Annotated in this window: 21 protein-coding genes and 29 tRNA genes; 45 read left to right on the top strand and 5 right to left on the bottom strand. The window is 55.0% G+C overall.

Annotated elements, in window-relative coordinates; translation table 11 throughout:
- Positions 1-5: 5 nt before the first annotated feature.
- Positions 6-281: a TIGR03643 family protein gene (locus tag FYC48_RS04195; protein ID WP_147872733.1), complete on the bottom strand. Its 276-nt coding sequence runs from the start codon at positions 279-281 to the stop codon at positions 6-8.
- Between the two features lie 141 nt (positions 282-422).
- On the opposite strand from FYC48_RS04195, the gene FYC48_RS04200 reads away from it, so the two are divergent.
- Both FYC48_RS04200 and FYC48_RS04205 read left to right on the top strand, forming a co-directional pair.
- A complete protein-coding gene (locus FYC48_RS04200) occupies positions 423-1,079 on the top strand; it encodes an SOUL family heme-binding protein (protein ID WP_149495397.1) in 657 nt (218 codons plus the stop codon).
- Positions 1,076-1,471, top strand: a complete 396-nt coding sequence (locus FYC48_RS04205; protein ID WP_149495398.1) for a thiol-disulfide oxidoreductase DCC family protein — start codon at positions 1,076-1,078, stop codon at positions 1,469-1,471. Before FYC48_RS04200 ends, FYC48_RS04205 begins: the two co-directional genes overlap by 4 nt.
- On the opposite strand, the gene FYC48_RS04210 is transcribed toward FYC48_RS04205, so the two are convergent.
- Both FYC48_RS04210 and FYC48_RS04215 read right to left on the bottom strand, forming a co-directional pair.
- Positions 1,464-1,958, bottom strand: a complete 495-nt coding sequence (locus FYC48_RS04210; RefSeq protein WP_149495399.1) for a GNAT family N-acetyltransferase — start codon at positions 1,956-1,958, stop codon at positions 1,464-1,466. The two genes, FYC48_RS04205 and FYC48_RS04210, sit on opposite strands and share 8 nt — an antisense overlap.
- Positions 1,958-2,527 carry a GNAT family N-acetyltransferase gene (locus FYC48_RS04215; RefSeq protein WP_149495400.1) on the bottom strand — a complete coding sequence of 190 codons (570 nt, stop codon included), beginning with the start codon at positions 2,525-2,527 and terminating at the stop codon, positions 1,958-1,960. The genes FYC48_RS04210 and FYC48_RS04215 overlap by 1 nt, the downstream gene beginning before the upstream one ends.
- Before the next feature lie 77 nt (positions 2,528-2,604).
- On the opposite strand from FYC48_RS04215, the gene FYC48_RS04220 reads away from it, so the two are divergent.
- The 35 genes from FYC48_RS04220 (at position 2,605) to FYC48_RS04390 (ending at position 11,687) form a co-directional block, all read left to right on the top strand.
- Positions 2,605-3,072, top strand: a complete 468-nt coding sequence (locus FYC48_RS04220) for a DUF1569 domain-containing protein (protein ID WP_149495401.1) — start codon at positions 2,605-2,607, stop codon at positions 3,070-3,072.
- Between the two features lie 469 nt (positions 3,073-3,541).
- Positions 3,542-3,613: transfer RNA gene (locus tag FYC48_RS04225), tRNA-Phe, on the top strand.
- Between the two features lie 42 nt (positions 3,614-3,655).
- Positions 3,656-3,728, top strand: a tRNA-Pro gene (locus tag FYC48_RS04230).
- A 161-nt stretch (positions 3,729-3,889) separates the two neighbouring features.
- Positions 3,890-3,962 (top strand) — tRNA-Lys (locus FYC48_RS04235).
- 4 nt (positions 3,963-3,966) lie between these two features.
- Positions 3,967-4,039: transfer RNA gene (locus FYC48_RS04240), tRNA-Ile, on the top strand.
- Positions 4,040-4,068: 29 nt separating this feature from the next.
- Positions 4,069-4,141: transfer RNA gene (locus FYC48_RS04245), tRNA-Lys, on the top strand.
- 16 nt (positions 4,142-4,157) lie between these two features.
- Positions 4,158-4,228: transfer RNA gene (locus FYC48_RS04250), tRNA-Thr, on the top strand.
- Positions 4,229-4,283: 55 nt separating this feature from the next.
- Positions 4,284-4,354 (top strand) — tRNA-Gly (locus FYC48_RS04255).
- Positions 4,355-4,363: 9 nt separating this feature from the next.
- Positions 4,364-4,437: transfer RNA gene (locus FYC48_RS04260), tRNA-Pro, on the top strand.
- A 15-nt stretch (positions 4,438-4,452) separates the two neighbouring features.
- Positions 4,453-4,525, top strand: a tRNA-Asn gene (locus tag FYC48_RS04265).
- Between the two features lie 265 nt (positions 4,526-4,790).
- Positions 4,791-4,866, top strand: a tRNA-His gene (locus FYC48_RS04270).
- Positions 4,867-4,971: 105 nt separating this feature from the next.
- Positions 4,972-5,046 (top strand) — tRNA-Glu (locus tag FYC48_RS04275).
- Positions 5,047-5,067: 21 nt separating this feature from the next.
- Positions 5,068-5,150: transfer RNA gene (locus FYC48_RS04280), tRNA-Ser, on the top strand.
- An 87-nt stretch (positions 5,151-5,237) separates the two neighbouring features.
- Positions 5,238-5,308: transfer RNA gene (locus tag FYC48_RS04285), tRNA-Trp, on the top strand.
- A 20-nt stretch (positions 5,309-5,328) separates the two neighbouring features.
- A tRNA-Val gene (locus FYC48_RS04290) sits at positions 5,329-5,400 on the top strand.
- A gap of 7 nt (positions 5,401-5,407) precedes the next feature.
- A tRNA-Leu gene (locus FYC48_RS04295) sits at positions 5,408-5,481 on the top strand.
- 64 nt (positions 5,482-5,545) lie between these two features.
- Positions 5,546-5,616 (top strand) — tRNA-Ala (locus tag FYC48_RS04300).
- A gap of 16 nt (positions 5,617-5,632) precedes the next feature.
- Positions 5,633-5,706: transfer RNA gene (locus FYC48_RS04305), tRNA-Leu, on the top strand.
- A 13-nt stretch (positions 5,707-5,719) separates the two neighbouring features.
- Positions 5,720-5,793, top strand: a tRNA-Gly gene (locus FYC48_RS04310).
- Positions 5,794-5,808: 15 nt separating this feature from the next.
- A tRNA-Asp gene (locus FYC48_RS04315) sits at positions 5,809-5,881 on the top strand.
- Between the two features lie 15 nt (positions 5,882-5,896).
- Positions 5,897-5,975, top strand: a tRNA-Leu gene (locus FYC48_RS04320).
- 19 nt (positions 5,976-5,994) lie between these two features.
- Positions 5,995-6,078: transfer RNA gene (locus tag FYC48_RS04325), tRNA-Leu, on the top strand.
- Between the two features lie 181 nt (positions 6,079-6,259).
- Positions 6,260-6,335 (top strand) — tRNA-Leu (locus FYC48_RS04330).
- Between the two features lie 11 nt (positions 6,336-6,346).
- A tRNA-Val gene (locus FYC48_RS04335) sits at positions 6,347-6,419 on the top strand.
- 89 nt (positions 6,420-6,508) lie between these two features.
- Positions 6,509-6,580 (top strand) — tRNA-Ala (locus FYC48_RS04340).
- A 9-nt stretch (positions 6,581-6,589) separates the two neighbouring features.
- Positions 6,590-6,679 (top strand) — tRNA-Ser (locus FYC48_RS04345).
- A 12-nt stretch (positions 6,680-6,691) separates the two neighbouring features.
- Positions 6,692-6,763: transfer RNA gene (locus FYC48_RS04350), tRNA-Arg, on the top strand.
- Positions 6,764-6,834: 71 nt separating this feature from the next.
- A complete protein-coding gene (locus FYC48_RS04355; protein WP_235034056.1) occupies positions 6,835-7,641 on the top strand; it encodes a hypothetical protein in 807 nt (268 codons plus the stop codon).
- Between the two features lie 38 nt (positions 7,642-7,679).
- Positions 7,680-7,756, top strand: a tRNA-His gene (locus FYC48_RS04360).
- A gap of 9 nt (positions 7,757-7,765) precedes the next feature.
- Positions 7,766-7,839, top strand: a tRNA-Thr gene (locus tag FYC48_RS04365).
- Between the two features lie 343 nt (positions 7,840-8,182).
- Complete coding sequence (locus FYC48_RS04370; protein WP_200836531.1) at positions 8,183-9,058, top strand: slipin family protein; 876 nt, start codon at positions 8,183-8,185, stop codon at positions 9,056-9,058.
- A 152-nt stretch (positions 9,059-9,210) separates the two neighbouring features.
- Entirely contained in the window at positions 9,211-9,750 is a 540-nt protein-coding gene (locus tag FYC48_RS04375) for an endonuclease V (RefSeq protein WP_235034057.1), read from the top strand.
- Positions 9,751-9,875: 125 nt separating this feature from the next.
- The gene (locus FYC48_RS04380) at positions 9,876-10,043 is read left to right on the top strand and encodes an SEC-C metal-binding domain-containing protein (protein ID WP_200836532.1); all 168 of its coding nucleotides are present in this window, start codon (positions 9,876-9,878) and stop codon (positions 10,041-10,043) included.
- A gap of 70 nt (positions 10,044-10,113) precedes the next feature.
- Positions 10,114-10,184, top strand: a tRNA-Cys gene (locus FYC48_RS04385).
- A 1,137-nt stretch (positions 10,185-11,321) separates the two neighbouring features.
- Positions 11,322-11,687: a hypothetical protein gene (locus tag FYC48_RS04390; RefSeq protein WP_149495403.1), complete on the top strand. Its 366-nt coding sequence runs from the start codon at positions 11,322-11,324 to the stop codon at positions 11,685-11,687.
- A 318-nt stretch (positions 11,688-12,005) separates the two neighbouring features.
- Here the strand turns inward: FYC48_RS04390 and FYC48_RS28765 are convergent, their stop codons facing one another.
- On the bottom strand, positions 12,006-12,245 hold the full coding sequence (locus FYC48_RS28765) for a four helix bundle protein (RefSeq protein ID WP_200836533.1): 240 nt from the start codon (positions 12,243-12,245) through the stop codon (positions 12,006-12,008).
- Positions 12,246-12,418: 173 nt separating this feature from the next.
- Here FYC48_RS28765 and FYC48_RS04400 point away from each other — a divergent pair, with 173 nt between their 5' ends.
- From FYC48_RS04400 to FYC48_RS04420, 5 genes are all read left to right on the top strand, one after another.
- Positions 12,419-14,068 carry a TROVE domain-containing protein gene (locus FYC48_RS04400; RefSeq protein WP_149495404.1) on the top strand — a complete coding sequence of 550 codons (1,650 nt, stop codon included), beginning with the start codon at positions 12,419-12,421 and terminating at the stop codon, positions 14,066-14,068.
- Between the two features lie 159 nt (positions 14,069-14,227).
- Positions 14,228-14,782: an RNA 2'-phosphotransferase gene (locus tag FYC48_RS04405; RefSeq protein WP_149495405.1), complete on the top strand. Its 555-nt coding sequence runs from the start codon at positions 14,228-14,230 to the stop codon at positions 14,780-14,782.
- 372 nt (positions 14,783-15,154) lie between these two features.
- A complete protein-coding gene (locus FYC48_RS04410) occupies positions 15,155-15,676 on the top strand; it encodes a macro domain-containing protein (protein ID WP_149495406.1) in 522 nt (173 codons plus the stop codon).
- 374 nt (positions 15,677-16,050) lie between these two features.
- On the top strand, positions 16,051-16,449 hold the full coding sequence (locus FYC48_RS04415) for a GxxExxY protein (protein ID WP_149495407.1): 399 nt from the start codon (positions 16,051-16,053) through the stop codon (positions 16,447-16,449).
- Positions 16,450-16,523: 74 nt separating this feature from the next.
- Positions 16,524-17,414 (top strand): M28 family peptidase, encoded by an 891-nt coding sequence (locus tag FYC48_RS04420; protein ID WP_149495408.1) that lies wholly within the window; start codon positions 16,524-16,526, stop codon positions 17,412-17,414.
- Between the two features lie 2 nt (positions 17,415-17,416).
- On the opposite strand, the gene FYC48_RS04425 is transcribed toward FYC48_RS04420, so the two are convergent.
- Entirely contained in the window at positions 17,417-17,677 is a 261-nt protein-coding gene (locus FYC48_RS04425) for a 4Fe-4S dicluster domain-containing protein (protein WP_149495409.1), read from the bottom strand.
- Positions 17,678-17,787: 110 nt separating this feature from the next.
- Here FYC48_RS04425 and FYC48_RS04430 point away from each other — a divergent pair, with 110 nt between their 5' ends.
- The 3 genes from FYC48_RS04430 to FYC48_RS04440 all read left to right on the top strand — a co-directional run bounded on the left by FYC48_RS04430 (position 17,788) and on the right by FYC48_RS04440 (position 21,174).
- Positions 17,788-19,290 carry a sigma-70 family RNA polymerase sigma factor gene (locus FYC48_RS04430; RefSeq protein ID WP_149495410.1) on the top strand — a complete coding sequence of 501 codons (1,503 nt, stop codon included), beginning with the start codon at positions 17,788-17,790 and terminating at the stop codon, positions 19,288-19,290.
- A 319-nt stretch (positions 19,291-19,609) separates the two neighbouring features.
- Positions 19,610-20,236: a hypothetical protein gene (locus FYC48_RS04435; protein WP_149495411.1), complete on the top strand. Its 627-nt coding sequence runs from the start codon at positions 19,610-19,612 to the stop codon at positions 20,234-20,236.
- A 227-nt stretch (positions 20,237-20,463) separates the two neighbouring features.
- A complete protein-coding gene (locus tag FYC48_RS04440) occupies positions 20,464-21,174 on the top strand; it encodes a DUF2726 domain-containing protein (RefSeq protein ID WP_200836549.1) in 711 nt (236 codons plus the stop codon).
- Positions 21,175-21,179 lie beyond the last annotated feature (5 nt).

A 21,179-nucleotide genomic window follows, 5' to 3' on the forward strand; every position in this document is an offset into this window, starting at 1 on the left:
CGTGGTTATCCTCGCTGAGACGACGCTCGGAACCGCCGGAGTTCGTCGCCGTTCACGGTTTTGGCGAACTTGGCCTCATGCTTGGTGACTCGCCCCTGAGTTCGCTTTCGCCAGAGCTTGAAGGAACTTGGCTTCATCTCTCGACGCATCAACTTAATGACGTCGCCCGGGGACAGGCCGAACTGGTCCTGGATGGCGTCAAAGCTGGTGCGATCTTCCCAGGCCATCATGATGACACGATCGATCTCGCCTCTCGATAGTTCCGGTTGGCCTTCGCCCATTAATGTTTCTCCAAAGACTTTGCACCCCATACGATTTGCTCAAGGGCAGGATTGGCAAGTGTCAATGGCAGCATGGCCGTTGCTAGCCGGGTGCCTACAGTAAGACAGTCAAGAAAGTTCAAAACGATGGAGTTGGGACGGATGAAACGAGCAATGATCTATATCGCGGGATTCCTCGGAGTCGCTCTGGTCTGCACGTTCGCCCTGGCGATGACCACTCGAGCGGGGTACGAGTCAGCCGAATACAAAGTGATCGAGTCCGACGGCAGTTTTGAAGTCCGCGAATACCCGAACTTGATGCTGGTCGCGACCGATTCCAAGATGGACTCGCAAGGTCGGGATGGAAGCTTCATGCGACTGTTCCAGTACATCAGCGGAGCCAACGAAGCTGAGCAGAAGATCGCGATGACGACGCCGGTATTCATGGAAGGCGAAATCGGCAAGTCAGAAGTCTCGATGGGGTTTGTGATGCCCAAAGAAGTCGCGGCAAAGGGAGCTCCCGATCCGAAAGGTGAAGGCGTGAAACTGCGAGAGCGAAAGGGCGGCCGGTTCGCCGTGGTTCGCTTCCCCGGCAAGCTCGATTCCAAGCTCGCCAAAGAAAAAGAAACCGAGCTGCGTGAATGGATGAAGAGTCAAGGCTTGGAAGGAGAGGAGTCGGCGGAGGCGGCTGGTTACGATCCGCCGTTCACTCCAGCAGCGCTCCGCCGGAACGAGATCCTGATCCGCATGAAAACGTCGGTTGAGGAACCCGAGAAAGGCGATTCGGAGTCTGACAGCGAGACGGCGCAGGACTCATGAGCAGCGAAGTGAACAACGACTGGCAGGTGGAGGTTTTCTACGACGGTGAGTGTCCACTTTGCCTGCGCGAGATCAAACTGCTTCGTCGACTCGATCGAAAGCATCGAATTCGCTTTACCGACATCGCCGACCCTTCGTTTAGCCCGGCAAGCTACGCAATGACAATGAAAGACTTCATGGACGAGATCCAAGGTCGGTTGCCCAGTGGCGAGTGGATCACGGGCGTCGAGGTCTTTCGTCGACTGTATGCCGCCGTTGGCCTGAAGCCGATTGTCTCGCTCACTCGCCTGCCCGGCATCTCGCACGGCCTCGAGTTCGGCTATCGCGTCTTTGCTAAGAACCGCTTGCGATTGACGGGGCGCTGCGACGATGGAACTTGCAGGGTCAACTAGCTTCGGCTTGAACGGCTCGCTGCATTCGATAGTTGGTCATCCATACTCCGCGGCACTCGACGGACTGCTCGCGAACGACGCTAAAGCCCATTCGCTGGAAGAATGGTTTTGCGGTGATACTGGCGTCCGTCGTGATCTCTTCGATTGAATGATCGATGGCGTCGTTTAGAAGTCTTCTAACAAGTCCGCGAGCGATACCGCGGCCCTGATGGTCGGCGGATACAAACAGGCGATCGAGATGTCCTGCCCGTGTCATATCGGTGAAGCCAACGATACAACCATCTACCGTTGCAACGTAAGCGAAACGATCATGGAACCGTGCACGCCATGTTTCAAGATCTATCGTCGGTGAAGCCCACGCCGCGATCTGGTCGGGCGTGTAGTCGCGTGAATTAACACGATGGACGCAATCCCTGAACAATGCCAAACACGTTTCTGCGTCCTGTGGTCTGAACGGTCTAAGCTGTAGTGATGCAGCACCGCCCATCACTCGACCCAGTATTTTTGGTGGCTCAAAGCTTCGCAGCACTTGACCGTGCCGTCGAACGATTTGGCCGCATCAGCTTCCAATTCCAGAACCATCCAAGCGTCTGCGTTCTTCTTAGGTATCGGATAAGGAGCTTGCAAACCGCGAGCACCGGCGGGCACGAAACCAAATCGAGAATAGTAGCCTGGGTAACCGAGCACAAAAACAAGTTGCACGCCGACTGCGGCAAGTTGTTGCAATGACTCTTTGACGAGATGCGTGCCGATACCTTTGCCATGCAGTTCGCTGGGTACAGCCAAGGGCGCCAAGATTTGGGCATTCGTAGCATCGGTAGAGACGCTGGCCGACTTGATCGTTACAGACGTGAAGAGCACGTGACCGACAATCTCGTCATTTGACTCGGCAACGAATGAATGGATCGGTTTCGCTGTCGGATCGTCGAGCATCTCTTGTAGCAAGCTCACTATCGCAGGACCTTCGTCCCCGCCGAATGCATTCAGATGCACTACAAGAATACAATCACGATCATCGCTGCGAGCCGGTCGGACTTGAATGGCGTCGGTATTCATCGCTGGTGTCAATCTTCAGGCGTGTCGCCCATAATGTGCCTCGAAAGATTCAGATTCTACCGAGATGCCGCAGACATATGAGTGACCTCCGTCAATTGCAGTTCAACAATCTCGAAGCCGCCGTTGATGACGCTCGGCAATTGTTGGTTAGCGGCTATGTCCGGCACGGAAACTGGTCGCTCGGGCAGATCTGTCGGCACCTGGTTTTGGTTCAAGATCCCAGCGTCGATGGCTATCCGATTTGGATGTCGCTGTTTGCGCCATTGCGACCTTTGGTGCGACGACTGCTGTTGCCCAAGGTGCTGAGCGGTGATTCTCCTCGTGGGATACGAACGGCTCCAATGTTCGTTCCGCCCGATAACTTGGAAGATGCAACCGAAGTGGAAGCGTTTGCGGCAAGTGTTACAAGACTGCTAAGTCACTCCGGCAACTTCGCTCCGCATCCAGGATTCGGCCGATTGCCACGCGAGAAGATTCTCGAAATCCACACCGCGCATGCTGCCCACCATCTCCGACATCTTCGAGCACACGATCAGTTTGCTTAATTGGTCGCCAGAGAAAATCTCGTAAGCTGCGAGTACAAAAGCATGGATGAATCGTTTGACTTTCGTCCGAGAGATGGCAAAGTTTTTCTTGCGAGCATGAAATAACTTCGCCGCGCAGCGCATCTAGTTTTGTGAAAGCGAGTTTTTTCGCGAACCATTCGGATCCGATAGCGTCTATTACCCCAGAACCGGCCAAGCCGGAGCATAAAAGTCACACCCAGAGAAGCGAGCAGAGCTTTCTGATGTTTACCAAACAGCAATCAAATCAACTCGAACGGATACACGAAGGGAATACCTTCGGCGGTAGCGATTGGTCTTTAGCCAGTACGTTCCTGCCCGGTAATTCCCCGTATCGATTGCTCACGTGACACTCGCTCTAAGCGAACTGCTTTCTACATGAAGGCTCGGTGTCACGCAGACATCGAGCCTTTTTTCGTGTCCCTATCGGACGAACCAAACAAGCCAACATGGGCTGGTAGCTGAGACGGTCTAGCGGCGGTCTGAAGAACCGCAGACGAGGATTCGAGCGCCTCCCGGCCCACTGACAAGGAAGATATGCGCCGACGGAATCGGCAAAACACATCGGATACAGGTGCAGATGGAAGCACGCCTGCTTTGGGAGCAGGAGGGTCTCGGTTCGACTCCGAGGTGTCCGACTTGAATGGGAACCACATGGTAGTCGAGGGCTGGTTGTCCAGGCCTTGCTGATAACGAGGTTGTGCCGAGTTCGATCCTCGGGGCTACCACTTATGACAACGAACACGAAGGAGAACCAAACATGCTTCAGCGATTGAAACGCATACCCCAGATCATTCTTGGGGTTGTGGTGTAACTGGCAGCATGACGGACTTTTAATCCGTTCGGTGAGAGTTCGATCCTCTCCGGCCCCACTTACGGCGCGTGGCTCAGTGGTAAGAGCGGCGTCCTTATAAGACGAGGGTTGAAGGTTCGATTCCTTCCGCGCCGACTGGCAACGAAACAACGACAACACAATTTGGGATTGTGGCAGACAAGGTAATGCATCGGTCTCTTAAACCGAACGATGTGAGTTCGATTCTCACCGGTCCCACTGAAACAAACAACAAGCACTGATCGTCTAGCGGGAAGATCCCTCCGTCGTAACGAGGAGACGTCGGTTCGATTCCGACTCGGTGCTCTTTGGATGCCTCGTGCATCCGTGATCTTTGACAATTTGGTTGTGATGCAATTTTGCGCCCATGATGTAGCGGTAGCCTGCTGCCTTGCCATGGCGGAAGTGTGGGTTCGACTCCCACTGGGCGCTTTTTGTTATCAGGGTGTGGGAAAGTCTGGCAATCTGCGTGCTTCGGGTGCACGAGACCGCTGGTTCAAATCCAGCCATCCTGACTGTTGAGTTAAGAATCCGGTGTGGCCCAATCGGTAGGGCGGCTCCCTGTTAAGGAGACGATTGATGGTTCGAGCCCATCCACCGGAGCTTGCAGTGTTGTAATTCTCTCCGGCGCGTAGACGCGACGTGGGCCTTTGAAGCCCGCTGATCGGGTGCGATTCCCGGACGGAGTGCTGAAGTTCGTTTTACACCGAGGCGGCAACTGTTGGTCGTTGCACCTGGCTCTGAACCAGGCAAACACAGGTTCGATTCCTGTCCTCGGCGCTCATTAAAGAATTGCGGGTATAGCTTGGAGTAAGCGGTGTGGTTTGGGACCACGCATGGACAGTGTGCGACTCACTGATACCCGACTGTGGCCAGATCTGGTGCTGGTTTCCAGAGACTCACTGTGAATGAGTTTGTCGCCGGTTCAATTCCGGTTGGCTACCCTTGCAACGCCGCATTCGACTACTGGCTAGGTCGGTTGCTTCTCAGGCAACAGGAAGGAGATCGATACTCCTATGCGGTACTCGCTTCAAATGAAGCAATTAAACGGCGTGGTAGATTCTGTTGGCAGAATCGTCTGGTTTTCATCCAGGAGTCCGCGGGTTCGATTCCCGCTCACGTCGCTGCGAGCAATCGCAACACTCGGAAGTCACCCGGCCGGATGAGGACACTGTCTTGAAAACAGCTGCGGGTCAAACCGTTGTGGGTTCGAGTCCCACGGCTTCCGCTTCAACTTGGGAGCGTTTCCACACGGGAGGTTGTAACCCTTCTGCCTTTAATTGTGTGGTAGTCGCCTTGCGTTCCCACTTCAAACACGTCCTTGGTGTAACGGTAGCACTGCTGATTCCAAACCAGTAAGTCAGGGTTCAAATCCTTGGGGACGTGCTCTCCGGATCGACAAACACAGTCCTGTGGTTCAACGGCTATGACACCTGTTTTACACGCAGGAAACGATGGTTCGATTCCATCCAGGACTACTTGCATGCCCAGGTACGCCAATCGGCAGAGCGACTCGGCTTAAACCCGAGTGTTTGCAGGTTCGATCCCTGCTCTGGGTACTGAAAACTTATGAAAGAGGCGAACCACTAATCAAACATTGTCCTCTTCAAACACGAAACACATGGGGCGCTCATCCAACGGGAAGACGTCTGTTTTGCAAGCAGAAAATCGGGGATCGATTCCCCGGTGCTCCACTTGGTTGATTCAAACGGCTCGGTAGGCAACCGGAAGACCACTTTGGCTTAGAACCAGAGATGCTGTGGGTTCGAATCCCACTCGAGCTACTACAAACATCATACGGGTGTAGTGTCCAACGGCCAGCACGATTGGCTTCCAACCAATTAGTCTCGGTTCGAATCCGAGTACCCGTACTTTCCAATTCAATCGTCCTCGTGGAGCAGCGGAGTGCTCGCTTGCCTGTCACGCAAGAGGTCGTCGGTTCAAATCCGATCGGGGACGCTTTTCAATTCAAACGGCGCGGTACGCAAACCGGTAAAGCGGCGGAGCTCAAACCTCCGTGAAATGTCTGTGGGTTCGATTCCCTCCCGCGCTACTTCTTGCAAACACCAAACAGCCAAGTGGTGGAACCGGTAGACACGCGACACTCAGAATGTCGTGCCCACAGCGGCGTGCGAGTTCGACTCTCGCCTTGGCTACTTTTCAAGAACATCATTGCAGGTGCGACAGGTGTCCAACTGACCGTCATAAGGTCGGTGTGCTCGGCTCGATACCGAGACCTGCAACTTCGGTGCAAACAACAACGCGGATGGGCCAGTGCTCAGCCAGGCCTCATAAGCCAGGACCGCCGGGTGCGACCCCCGGATCCGCTACTTCCAAGGTCGAGTACGCAAATCGGAAAAGCGACTTGGTCGAGAGCCAAGTGATTTTGCAGGTTCGACTCCTGTCTCGACTACTTGGCAAAACGATCGCGTGGTCCAGCGGCGAAGACGTCTGCGTGACATGCAGAAGATCGATGGTTCGATTCCATCCGCGATCACTGATTCACAAGGTCTGTAAGTGTTGCGGCAGCACGCGTCTGTGGTATGGACGAAGACCGGGTTCAATTCCCGGACGGACCTCTGATATGGGCTGGCATGTTCCAAGGGGGCGACTGATCCTTGCAAGATCGGTGGGAGGGTTCGATTCCCTTCCGGTCCACTCATTAACGGAAGGGCAATCCGATCGGCGACGGTATCCGGTTGCTAGCCGGGCGAGCATCTTGATGGTGCCTTGAGGGTTCGACTCCCTCTCCTTCCGCTTGTTTGTAACGGCTCGATGGTGAAACGGACATCATCTCTGGCTTCTAACCAGAAGTTCCGGGTTCGATTCCTGGTCGGGCTACTGCCGAATATCGCGGTCACGTTGGCTGCCGGCATCATTCCGCTTGTTTGACACTTTTGAAAGGCATTGTCATGAGCATGCAGAGTATCGAGCGTCAATTCACGCGGATTGGTGCTCGAGCAAAAGTCCACCCTCCGATCGCCAGACGCTGGGGAACGCCTCCCGAAGTTTCGATCGACATCGGCAACGACGCCGAGGGCGAGTTCTTCGATCTTGCGATTCAGCCCCAGTTGGTCGCTGAAACGCAGGTCATCGATGTTCAGCCTTCAATGCGGCACTTGCTGTTGATGTCGCGTCAAGACGACGGAAAGCACAAGTTCCTGTGCGGACACGATGAACGTCACTGGTTCGTCGCGGCCGTTCCAGAGCGAGCTTCGGTTTCTTCTGTAAAGACAGCGTTCGAAGCGCTCAAGCCAACGGCGGTGCGAGCACTCGAAAACCGTCTCGGCGTGAAGCCGCGAAAGCGAAACCGTCGACGTAACGAAGCGTTTATCCGTCAAGGTGAATGGTTCTTCGTTCCCGTCGAAAACCCGAGCTTTGTCGATGAGCGACTGGTATTGCGAAACGAGCCAATTGCACGTGGCGGTGGAAAGCCGCATATGTGCGAAGAGGTCGTTCGGCAGGGAGGACAACTGGTTTACGTCAGCAACCAATACCCCGGCGGTGTGACCGAGATCCAGCGTCGACAAATGATAAGTCGTCGACCTGAACTTCGTCATCTGCACTGGGTGGCTCAACGACGAAACCCAAGTGTGTTCGTTCGTGGACGAGTACGTCATCCGGATCACAAGACGATCATCTTGAACGGATGGCATCAAGTCATGATGAACACAGAAAACGAATCGCTTGCAATGCGACACGTCGCGTTCATCGATTAACCCGCGGCTCTCCACCACGGTGGCGAGCCGTTTCATACGGTGTCCGTGGTGTACTCGGTTTGTGCACACTTGCCTGTGAAGCAAGAGGTAAGGGTTCAAATCCCTTCGGTCACCCTGAAAACTTGCCGACGTGGCTCGACTGAGAAAGGCACCGCTCTTGTAAAGCGGCCCATGCTGGTGCAAATCCAGTCGTCGGCTCTGAACTTTTTCGTCCTTGGAGTGTGCCGGATTCGCACGCGACTTTGCGGAGGTCGTAGACCAGGTTCGATTCCTGGCGAGGACGCTTGAATACATGACTTGCGGGTGTGCTGGATCGCATGACAGTCTTCGAAACTGTCGGACCAGGTTCGATTCCTGGGCGAGTTACTTGCCTCGGCGGCGTTAGGAGCGAGCGAACAAATGGATCCTGCGTTCACCATTCGAAATGATCGCTCAGATTGTCCTGATCTGACAGCTCGTACTTCACATCAACTCCGCTCCGAGGCGCCATTCACTTAACCATTCCAAATCATCAATCACGCAAACCGACAGGAGGTGCAACATGATGATTAGCGGTGCTCGACGAGAGTTCATCATTAAGGACACCCACCGCGGTTTGTACTACGAAGATGGTAAGCTGACGAAGATCCTCGAGGCGGGACACTACAAGATTCCGCCACGCAAGCGATTCTTCAGAAAGCTGCCGACCGTCGAGTGCATGCTGGTTGATGTTCGTGAGCGAGAGCTGACGATCAAGGGCCAGGAAATCTTGACGGCTGACAAGGTGGCTATCCGAGTCAGCATTCTGGTGCAGTTCCGTGTGACGGATCCAAAGGCTGCGATCCATACGGTCGATAGCTTTGAGGACCGACTGTACAGCGACGTTCAGCTTGCGGCGCGACGTTCACTAGCGTCGATGACGCTGGAGGAAATCCTGACGAACCGAAACCGGCTGAGTGAGGATATTCTGTCCGACGTCACGGAATCAGCCGGCAGCTACGGTGTGACGATCAGGCGAGCTGACGTGAAGGACTTGATCTTCCCAGGAAACCTGCAGGAGATCATGAACCGCGTTCTGGCCGCCGAGCGACACAGCCAGGCTCAACTGGTCGAAGCACGCACGCGTGCGGAAGTCGAGCAGATTGAGGCGGAGTCTCGAGCGGAGATCACGCGACGCGATGCCCAGGCGGATGCCGAAGCGCGACGACTGCGTGAGCAGGCCGAAGCGGAAGCGACGCGTTCTAAGGCGGAAGCCGAAACGCAAGCGTACGCAGAACGCGTTAAGGCAGCCGAGGCACTGGAAGGCCATCCGGCACTGCTGCGACTGGCTGAACTCGAAACGCTGCGTGAACTGGCCAAGAACGGCAACGCGCGACTGTACCTCGGTCTCGACCGGGTCAGTCTGAACGGAACGGATTCAGGAAAGCACGATTCGTGATGGAAGCGGATCTTGTATTCGATTCAAGCAGGACCGGTGACCCGTTCATCGGTCCTGCGATTTTTCGTCCTTGGAGTGTGCCGGACAGCACGCGACCGTGCGAAGGTCGTAGATCAGGTTCGATTCCTGGCGAGGACGCTTAACACTTATAATTGACGCCAATACAAATGGAGAACACGACGCAAAACCAAACGATTGCTTGCCTCGACGTGGGCTACACGGATAGTGCAGCGCGAGCGGCATGCGTTGTCATTGACGACTGGCACACTTCGATCCCAGTCGCCGAGCATGTAGCGATGATCCATGAGGTGAAAGAGTATCAGCCGGGCGAATTCTACCGTCGAGAGCTGCCGTGCATCCAAGCGGTACTCGCAAAACTGAATCGACCACTGACTTGCATCGTGGTCGACGGCTACGTTTGGCTGGATGGAAATGGCCGTCCCGGATTGGGGGCTCATCTCTACGAGTCGCTCGATCGCAAAATTCCCGTGATCGGTGTCGCGAAGAACCCGTTCAAAGACACGGACCACGCCACTGAGCTTCGCCGCGGCGAGAGCGATCGCCCACTTTACATTACGGCAGTTGGACTTCCGATCACCCAAGCAGTTCTGAACATCGGCGCCATGCATGGCCCACATCGACTGCCAACGATTTTGAAACGTGTTGATCAACTAAGCCGTGGTGGAAATTAGCGAACCCAATCGCTCACCAAGAGTCTTAATCGTCAACTTGTTTCCATCCGAAGCCAATCGCAGATTTTGGAGTGGACCGATGCGATACAAAAACGAGCACAACGAAGACCATTGCTTTCGAGCCGATGAGTAAACGCCGACGCGGCTTCCCCTCTGAGACTCACGTCAAGTGTGGAAAGCGAATCGTCCACGGCGACAAACAACTCGAAGAAAAGCTTGGACGCAATGATCCCTGCCCATGCGGCAGCGGCCTGCGATTCAAACGATGTTGCATCAAGTCGGGCCACTTTTGATGGCTCCAATCGCGACGACTACTTTTAGAGACAAGGACTGAAATATGTCCGTCGCATCGGCGGACAACAAAACGCTGGAGCCAGATGGCCAGGCAACCGGCTGCAACCCGGTCGAAGTGGGTTCGACTCCCACCAGCGTTTCTGACGAATCGACTGCAGGCTTGGATTACATATTGCTAATGTGAACCATCTGAGCTGTTACCTCGTCGATCCGTCGCAAACCAACAATGCTTGAACTGCCGTTTGGGTCTACATATGAGGAGCCTAAGGTAGCGATGTCGGGCGACCGGCTAGTGAACGTCACCGGAGTCTCTCGCAGACAAAGGTGCCAGTCAACGATCGGCGAAAGCCGAAAACGGACGCTCCTAAACGACTCAACAACCACTTCGTTCAAGCGTAAAACACGGCGACTGCCGGTTCGGAATACATGCTAACCAATGTGCCGTCCAGTGAGTCTGGCAACAACGTTCGCGTCGTTGGTGGGTTCGATTCCCACACGTTTGTGATCTGACCAATACCTCGTCGCCACCCATACACAACTGACTGCCGATTCGGAGTACATAGGGTTCTGTGGTCGAAAGACCTTGCGGGTTCGAATCCCGTCTGCGATCCACGATCGCAGTGGTGCAATTGGAAGACACGCGGAAAAAAGCCTCTGGTCAACACCTCGTCGGTTGCTTTTGAAACACGAACATGGCGACTGCCAGTTTGGAATACATTGATTAAGACACGTGCCTGCACGAGAAGCGGGTTCGAGTCCCGTCCAGCATCGCTGGTCGTCTATCTGATGCTTCTGAACGATGACTTCGTCGCCACCCATACACGATTGACTGCCAGGTTGGACTACATCACGCGACGGTCGCGGGTTCGAATCCCGCCAAAGCGAATCTTTGGATCGCTTTGTAGCTCAGTGGGTAGAGCATCGAACTGTCTGATCGATAACTTCGTTGATCGTATTTACAAATCCATGAGCGAACGCCCTGCGCGGGATGCTCAAACAAAACACGACTGACTGCCGAGTTGGAGTACATCGACTGTTAATCGAAGGATGCGGGTTCGAGTCCCGTCGGTTTGGCCAAGCCGAGCCGTAGCTCAATTGGGAGAGCTTATCTCTGACACATCACTTCGTCAGCCGTTTTCATTTTCATTTGCTCGTGAGAGTAACCATGCGTGTGCAATTTCAATTCTTCGCCATTAGGACATCCGGCGCCGAGTAATCGGGTGTCGAGCGAAGGCGATCTGCACATTCAAAACTACTTTCATCAAGTGATATGAATCATGGAAACCACAACCGAAACCAACTTCGCGACGAACGTGGCAGCACGCGTCGCTGGAGAAGACATCAAACCAGGAGACTACGTCACCGCGTTGACGGAGATCTACGAATTGCCATCCTTCCTGTGGTGCTGCACCAGCAGCACGCTTGCGGCGGACGAACCGGTTCGATCGGTCTACAAAGCCCGTGACGCTGGCCAGCCCAGCAAAGTTGTCGCCGTCTGCTTGCCGTTCGTTTACACCAAGCAAGCGAGAGGCGGTACCGCGATCTTCGACATCCGCAAACACCAGCTCGTCCGGCTCGACCGAGGCACTGGTCGCAAGGTGTGGAAGCGATTGAGGAAGAACTTAAAGAAGAAACGGAAATAGCAAGCGCGCACGATCGACTGCCGATTCGGAGTACATGCTTCAGGAGCCGGGTGTCGTGGGTTCGAGTCCCACCGGCCCAATTTGAGTCTCGAGCTGTGAGTCGCGAGGCCTGAGTGAATTTGCTCAAGTCTCAATACTCGGGTCTTGAGACTTTTCCAGGGCCGTAGCTCAGTGGTAGAGCACCGTAAATCCTCTGATCACAACTTCGTCGATCGCGTTTTATTTTCCAAAGCTGCATCACAACCAACAAGCGAACACATTCGACTGCCGGAGTGAAGCACAACGGAAGTTTGAATTGGGAAGAGTGAATGGTGAAAGCTATTCCCGGACTTTCTTGACGATCGTCGTAAGAATCGCGATGAGTTCGTTGCATTCCCCCATCAGCGGCTTCAGCCGATCGGCCGGAACAATATCCGATTCGGCGATCAACCTTAGCCAATACAACGTTTCCCTAGCCTCACGACATGCAATGTTGCACTTCAACGCGAAATCCTTGCGGCTGTGACTCGCTTGGCCTTCTTCGATGTTGGCCCCAACAGACGTTCCTGACCGAATCAATTGCCGACCAAGAGTCTACGAAACGCCACGCTGTTCTTCGAGCAGTTGGCAGAGTTTCACAATGCGCTTGGCAAATTCGAAAGTTCGATCTGGCAGGTCCGTTTTCATAGGAACGAGGTTACAGGTTTTCCTCTTCTTTCACAATTCACTCTTCATCATTCCAACTTCATATCATGGTTAGCAAGAGTCTGTTTTCAAGCATCACGAGCGTTCTACCACGAGCACTGGCTGTCAACGAAGCTGGCGGTCCGGCGTACAAGTTCCCGGCAAAGCATGCGCTCGCGCAGCTTGCGGCTACCGGTACGTTCGGAAACGTGTTCTACGCGACGGCCTCGGATCAGCTTGACCAACTGCGAAAGCTGATCGACCAGGTCGACGACAACGAGTTCCTGGCAAAGCTGGCGGTCTACTCACGTGAGCGTGCTTACATGAAGGATATGCCGGCGGCGCTGCTCGTCACGCTGTCGACTCGCGACACGGCTCTGATGCACAAGGTCTTTGACCGAGTCGCTGACAACGGTCGCGTTCTGCGCACGGTGTTCCAGATGGTTCGTTCAGGACAGTTTGGTCGCAAGGGTCTGTCGTCTTCGCTTCAGCGTGCGTTCCAGCGTTGGCTGAACGAGGCTTCGACAGGCAAGCTGCTGTCAAGCTCGATCGGTAACGATCCGAGCCTGCGCGACGTCCTGCGAATGGCACGTCCGACGCCGAAGGATGACGCTCGTCGAGCGTTGTTTGGTTGGCTGACCGATAAGGAAGTCGACAAGTGGGCTCCGGCAACGGAAGCTGACTTGCCGGCCGAGGTTCAGTCACTGAAGGCGTTCCGGGCTGCGGAGACCGAAGAGGCTCAGGCGTTGATCGCTGGCGACTTTCCAACATCAGTTCGATGGGACTTGCTGGCCGACTCGGCCAAGGGTCCGATCGTCTGGAAGGCAATTGCCCGCCAGATGGGACCACAGGCACTGCGCATGAACCTGAACACGCTGTTGCGTCACGACGTTTTCAAGAATGGTAACCGACCCGACGAGGCAATGATCGATTACGTTGCCGGCCGCATCGCGGATCCGGAGGCGATTCGACGTTCACGTCAGTTCCCATACCAGTTCTTGGCGGCGCACCTGAACGCTGCGGATGAAGTTCCACACAAGATCACGTCAGCGTTGCATGACGCGGCGGAGATCGCATGTGGCAACATTCCACAGCTACCGGCGCCGGTCATCATCGGTCTGGATACGTCTGGATCGATGGGATGCTCGGTGACGGGATGGCAAGGCCGAGGTCGCGCGTCGAAAATGCGTTGCGTTGACGTCGCCGCGTTGTTCGCAGCAGCGATCCTGCGTCGTAACCCGGACAGCGTCGTCATTCCGTTCGACACGCAAGCTTACACGGCGAATATCGATCCAAGCGATTCGATCCTGAGTCTGTCGGCACGGCTGTCGAAGTACGGTGGCGGCGGAACGGATGTGTCGTTGCCGTTGGTCGAGGCCAACAAGCGTTACGCAAAGCGTACGTTTGCGGGAATCGTCCTGGTCAGCGACAACGAAAGCTGGATCAACTCGGGACGTGTCTACGGATACGGCCGAGGCGGTTCGACTGGCGTCATGACCGAATGGGAGAAGTTTAAGAAGACGCAAGCAGCGGCCGGCATCGCCGATCCGAAGTTGGTCTGCATCGACATCGCCCCATACGGCAACACGCAAGCACCCGATCGACAGGACATCCTGAACATCGGAGGCTTCAGCGACGCCGTGTTCAACGTCGTTAGTAGCTTCCTAGAGTCCGACACCAACCGCTTCGTCCGCGAGGTCGAAGCCGTTGAGCTGTAGGACGAAAGGTTAAATATCGAAACGCCCGTGACGGAAATCTCTGTCGCGGGCGTTTTTCTGTAGTGGACGAGGCGACGAGTCCCTCTCTTTCCCTTCCCCGCAGGGATTCGTCGCCTCATCCACTACGTCGGCATGCGTGAACCCTTTAGAATGTTGAACATGGCTCACAACGATAAACTCGTCTCCACCAGCAAGTTCCTCAGCTTGGTCCTTCGCCATCGGCCCGAAGTGATTGGTGCAAAGCTAGACCCTGAAGGTTGGCTCTGCATCGACGAATTGATTGCCCAAGCAAACTCCCATGGAAAGGCACTAACGCAGGAGCTGCTGCACGAAGTGGTCGCTACAAATGACAAGAAGCGTTTCGCCTTGAGCGACGATGGCTTGCGAATCCGCGCTAGCCAGGGCCACTCGGTATCAGGCGTCGAACTCAATCTCGAACAGAAAACGCCTCCCGAGATTCTCTACCACGGAACGGTCGCGGCTTTCCTTGACACCATCCGCGTTACTGGTCTGCAAAAGCGATCACGTCACCACGTCCATCTTTCGCCGGATCAAGAAACCGCGACGAAGGTCGGCTCGCGGCGAGGCAAGCCTATCATCCTGAGAGTGGCTGCCGAAACCATGCATCGTGACGGCCACCAATTCTACCTTTCCGCCAATGGCGTCTGGCTCGTCGACGCCGTGCCGGCATCTTATCTGACTTTTCCGGAATGAATGATCGATTAGGGGGCGTGCCGAGCTGTGCGTGTGCAATTGAAACGCGGAGTAGCGGAGGTGCGGAGCATCGCGGAGGATGGGAAGCTTGATTTGTTTGAAAGCGGTGGGTGAATGTCGAAGAATTGATCTATCACGGTCTACGAGCCTCTGAATATCGGGCCGGAACGGAGCAGCTATCAGCAGCAATTTCTTTCTCCGCAATTCTCCGCTCCTCCGCGCCAAACTCCCGGCCTTGTCTTGCGGAGCCTCGCGGAAGATCAGCTCATCAAGTTCTTGATATGATGAAAGAAGAGCTTTCAAGGGCTGAGTTTGACGGAAGAGTCGTCATCGTTCAGTTTCAAAAACCGAAAAGCAGTCGGGATTAGATCAATGCAAGTAGAGATCAAAGTAGGCGATGTGCTGCAATGTCCCGCTGACGTTTTGATCTCGACGGCGAACCCGTGGTTAAATCTTTCTGGGGGAGTCAACGGCGCCATCCTTTCAGCCGTGGGGCCTGCGATCCAAGATGAACTTCACAGCTACCTGAAGTCTCATGGAATCTCAGCCGTCCCCGCCGGAACCGTCGTTCAAAGCGGAGCCGGCAGTTTACCGTTTCAGTGCATCCTTCATGCGGTGGCGATCGATCCGTTTTATGACTCGTCGATCGATCTTGTTGGGCAAACGCTGCGTACCGCATTGGAAATGGTCATCGAACGAGGTGCACAGACCGTTGCTTCCCCGACCTTAGCCACTGGATACGGTCCGTTGACGATCCCGGATTTCGGTCGAGCCGTCTCACCGATGTTGAACGAGTCACGGTTTGATGGGATCACACTCTCGATCGTTGTCAGGTCCGAGGAACACCGTGGAGAACTTCAAGAAGCCGTTCACTGCACGGCAAATCGAGCGTGAGGAGGCTGCCTGAAGTACGGCCTGCTTTTCTCGTTCTTGGCAATCGCGACGATGTGCCGAGGTGTTTACTGGGAGGCTGAAACGCGGAGTGGCGGAGCATCGCGGAGAATAGGCAGTTTGAATTGTATGAACGCCGTTGGCGGAAATCGAAGAAAAGATCTTTGGCGGCCCGCTAGTTTTTGAATGGCGGTTGCAATCGAAGCACCTTTTCGAAGCGAATGCTCCTCCGCGATTCTCCGCACCTCCGCATTGAATTCCCGATTTTGCGATTAGGGATGTGCCGAGCTGTTGGCTGAGAGGTTGAAACGCGGCGGGGCAGAGCATCGCGGAGAATGGTGGTGTGACCGGCAGGAATTCAGGAGGGGGATAGAGGAATGACGGAAAATGAATTGACCGATGCAATTATTGGTACGGCGATTGAGGTGCATCGCAGGCTCGGACCGGGTCTATTGGAGACAGTTTATCGTCGATGTCTTGCGTATGAGCTTCGAAAACGCGGATTCTCAGTCGTCGAAGAGAAGCCTGTGGCCCTCGACTACGACAATTTGCATGACCCGTGTGCGTTTCGCGCTGACTTGCTTGTCGAAGAATTGATCGTCGTCGAGCTTAAAGCCAAGTCAGCCATCCATCCAATCGACAAGGCACAAACCCTTTCTCACCTTCGCCTGATGAACCTGAATGTTGGTTTGCTTCTCAATTTCCATGAAGCGAAACTTGTTGATGGCCTCCATCGAATCGTAAACAACTATCACGGCCCACGAGTTTCCGAATAGTCGCCCCTTCCACAGCAAATTTTCCTCCGCGATTCTCCGCTCCTCCGCAACTCCGCGTTAAATTCCCCTGAACGATGTCAATCGACCGCGACACGATCGAGAAGAATCTGCGACTGCATGTCGATCGGCTTGCGGGACTGATCGGTCCGCGCACCTTGAGCAAGCCGAAAACAATTCAGGCCACGATCGGCTACATCGAAGGTCAGTGGTCCGAGATGGGATACAGTCATTCGCGGGAATGCTACGACGCCATGGGCGACGAGGCGACCAATCTGATCGTCGAGTGTCCTGGTGCCAAACGAGCCGATGAGATCGTTTTGCTCGGCGCCCACTACGACACTGTCTTCAGCACTCCCGGTGCCGATGACAATGCCTCCGCCGTTGCGGTTTTGATCGAAGCCAGCCGATTGCTGCGCGACCATAGTGGAAAACGAACCGCCCGATTCGTCGCATTCGCTTGCGAAGAGCCGCCGTACTTCAACATGGATTCGATGGGCAGCCAGCACCACGCCCGCCTCTCACGCGAGCGCGGCGACAACATCATTGGAATGCTGTGCCTGGAGATGGTCGGTTACTACAGTCTGACGAAAGGCTCGCAGACGCTTCCGCCGGGCATCCCGAAATGGATGCACCGATTCTTTCCACAACGAGGCAACTTTCTGGCAGCCGTCGGCAACATGCCATCCTGGAAGTTGTGCTGGAAATTCCGGCGAGGATTCAAACGCGGCACGCGCCGCATGCCCCTGTTCTCGATCTGCCTACCCGAAAAGATCCACGAGATCCGCCTCAGCGACAACAGCTCGTTCTGGGACCAAGGCTATCCCGCCCTGATGCTCACCGACACCAGCTTCTTGCGCAATCCGAACTACCACCAAGCCACCGACACACCAGACACGCTCGACTATCCCAGGATGACCGAAGTCACCGTCGGCGTCGCATCCGCGATGCGCAAACTGCTCGGCTAGGCTTAGTCGTGTGCCGAGGGGCATTCCTTCGCCTTCGTCGCGTTCAGTTCAATGAACCGATGCCATTGCTCGGGGACGTCGTCTTCATAGAAAATAGCTTCGGTTGGGCATTCTGGAACGCAGGCACCACAATCGATGCATTCATCGGGGGCGATGTAGACCATTGGCTCGTCTTCGTTCGTGTAAAAACATTCGACCGGGCAAACCACCAAGCAAGCTTTGTCTTTGCAACCGATGCAGGGTTGAGTAACCACCATTGTCATGGAAGAGTCCTTAGGCTTTAGTCTTTAGGTCGTAGTGGACGAGGCGACGAGTCCCTCATCCGAAAAGGATCTTTGACAAGATCCGCTACCGAGGAAGTGAGAATCAACGCTTGGAACCGGACAGCGACAACGGAAAAGAATTTCAAAAATCCGAATCGATCACGGATCGGCCGGACGGTTGGCTGCTGCGTCAGTGGAAAAGCGGCGACGAGCAGGCAGCCGAAGTCCTTTTTGACCGTTACGCTTTCCGGCTTGTGGCCCTCGTTGCTAGCCGTCTGAACCGCCGGTATCGCTCGCAAGTCGATCCGGACGCCGTCATGCAATCGGCAATGGGAAGCTTCTTCGATGCTGCCAGACACAGTCGCATCCAGGTCAGCCATAGCGTTTCGCTTTGGCGATTGCTGGCAACGTTTGCCCGTCGAAAGCTAGCGCGATCGATCGAGCGTCATTCAGCGTCAAAGCGAGGTGGCGAGCAAACTCGAGTCCCTCTCGATCAGGCAGTAGACCAAGCCGAGATCTTTTCGGCGGACGACTCCGACGAGTTATTGGACCAACTAAAAACAGAACTTCCGGCCGATCAGTTTTTAGTCGTCGAAGCCTTGCTCGCCGGCCTGACGCAACAAGAAATTGCTAAATCGCTGGGGGTAGACGAACGAACCGTTCGAAGGCGAATCACACGGGTCCGCCAGTTGCTTTCACCCGTAGCGGATGAGGCGACGAATCCTCTCTCCGGCTATCCGGATGAGCAGCGACTCGACGCCTCGTCCACCACGTTGCCACGAGTCAACTACAACCAATTCGTGCTTGGAAAACTAATCGGCAGCGGTGGCTTCGGCAAAGTCTATCGGGCGAGCACGCAATCCGATGGACGCACCGTCGCGGCAAAATTCCTCCGAAAAGCATTCTGGCAAAACGAAGAGGCTCGCGAGTCGTTCATCCGGGAAATTAACGCGGCGTCCCGCATCAATCACCCTGGTGTCATCCGCTACCTCGGATACGGCGAGTCACCGCAGGGCGGTCCATACGTTCTGAGTGAATGGATTGATGGCCGCCCAATGCACGCGATCGACCGCCCCAGCGAGCAACGTTTTTCACAGTGGCTGCGACAAATCTGCGAAGCCCTACAGGCGGTCCACGATGCTGGATTGGTACACGGCGACCTCACGCCCGCAAACATCCTCATTGACAATCACGACCGAGTCACGATTACGGACTTCGGTTTCTCCCAAGCATCCGTCAGAGCGACCAACCCGATCCTCGGCGGAACACGGGTTCTCGGTGGTACGTTGGGCTTCGCAGCCCCCGAGCAGATCGACCCTGCCTTCGGCAACGTCAGCCCCAAAACCGACATCTACGCCATCGGCGGACTCATCCACTGGCATTTCAGGGGATCGCCACCCAACGCTGGCGACGGTACCGCCGAAACCCTGATGCGATCAATCGATCCCCAACGCTCCAACGACGATACCAGTTCTCAAACTAACGCATTCCTCCAAACGATCATGCGCCGATCGTTGGCGTCATCACCAGCGGACCGTTCGATCTCGATTCGAGTCCTGGTACTGGAGTTATCAAAACACACTCACGCGGACGGGTACGGCAAGACTAAGTAGCGCATTCGTCGTCTCGGACCGGTGGCGGTCATCGCAAGCAGCGAAATGTAGAAGATTGAATGAAGCGGTTGTTAGCATGTGGTTCAGCGATCGGCCGGGTGACCGCAGACACTCAGCAAAATCCTGAGTTACTAGCTACCCGCAATTGCAACCTTCCCACGGAATCCTTAGAAGCGGTGCTTGCCCCGGTTGATGCATCCATGGCCGCCGGCTAGCTTTCCGCCGCCCTTTTTAGGTCCTTCACTCAGCATTGCAGCGTGTGACGGTTTGTGAAGCGAAGGGCGTTCGATGATGGGAATCAACTTTTGAGGTGGTGTCGATGAGCTTCAATGAGATTTGGAAGGCGGATGATGAACGGGTTTGGAATCAGCTCTTCCAAAAGTACTGGGCGATGCTTCGTCCCGAGAGTATTCAGGTCGAGTTCCAGTTGAATCAGCTACGGAGAGAAGACTTAGTTGACTTGACCCCCATTGAGTGGTTCAATTTTCTTCATGACAGGTACTTTGTTTGGAAGTACACCGCGAAGAATCGCTTGGCGACCACGCGAGCCAACCTCGCAACGTACAAGACCATGGATCAACTCGGCGAGTTGGATGTCATCCGAAAGGAGATCCTGCAGTCAGGTGAAAGCGATCCCGAGTTAGCATTGAAGACCGCCAGTCAAATCCGCGGCCTCGGCGTTGCAGGCGCGTCCGGATTATTGTCGCTCATTTACCCAGATCGCTTTGCAACCGTCGACCAATTCATCGTCAAAGCCTTGCTCGAAGTTCCTGAGGAAGCCTCCAAGGTCGAGTCGATGAATTCGGAAGGCTTGACGGTAGCGGACGGTTCGGTCTTAACAGAAATCATCGTGCAAAAAGCTCGCTCAATGCAAGACACCTTCAAATCCAACTTCTGGATGCCGCGAACGCTTGAAATGGCTTTGTGGGCGTACCGGGGTGCTTAGCGTAAATGTAGCTACGTGTCACTTCGTCGTGCGATGGATTGTCAGGGTCGACGAACCTTCAGCGTCATACATTCGTTGCGCGTATTTGCAATGGAACAGATCTTTGTTCAAGTATCCGGCTTCCTTGAGCATTCCTTGTTGTTGCTTCCGACAGCCGATCGGGCTAGGCAAGTTCGGACAGGCTGGTCATTTTGGCCGATTCCGGTGTGTGTTAGATTTCCACCAATATGGCACCGTTGAAAATGGATCTGGGGCGAACAAGCATGGCGGAATCGCAGAGAAGCGGATGTTTGGGATTCTTTTTGAAGTTCCTTGGTATTGGCACGGACAATCGGGCGGAAGGTTTACAAACCAATCTTCCTTATCGCCTACGAGACAACTTTCTTTCGCCCGCAGAATTGGCTTTTCATCGCGTTCTTGTGCAGGCGGTCGGACAGCAGTACTCCATCAACAACAAGGTCCGCCTTTGGGATGTCCTTTACGTCCCGCGACAAGAAGGCAGTCTAAGTTTTGAAAACAAAATCAGCAGCAAGCACATCGACTTCTTGCTCTGTGATCCGACGACGATGCAACCGGTGCTCGCCGTCGAGCTCGACGATGCCAGCCACAATCGCAGAGACCGACAAGAACGTGACGCATTCGTCGACGACGCCTTGGCCGCAGCTGGACTTCCTATTCTTCACGTGCCCGCCGCTCGCACCTATTCGATTGCCGAAGTCAGAAACGAAATCGGTACGCTGATTTCAAACTTTGCGGAAGAAACGGGGCAAGTGACTCCTTCCGTTGCACAACTAACGGATAGTGCTTCCGCTCCCGCATGCCCCAAATGCGAAGCCATCATGCTGCAGCGGAAGGCCGCCAAAGGGAAGCATGCGGGAAAGCGATTCTGGGCCTGCGCCAACTATCCGCGGTGCCGCGAGATCATTGAGATTGATTGAGCGAT

Origin of the sequence: Roseiconus lacunae, assembly GCF_008312935.1 — a bacterium.
Classification (GTDB): domain Bacteria; phylum Planctomycetota; class Planctomycetia; order Pirellulales; family Pirellulaceae; genus Stieleria; species Stieleria lacunae.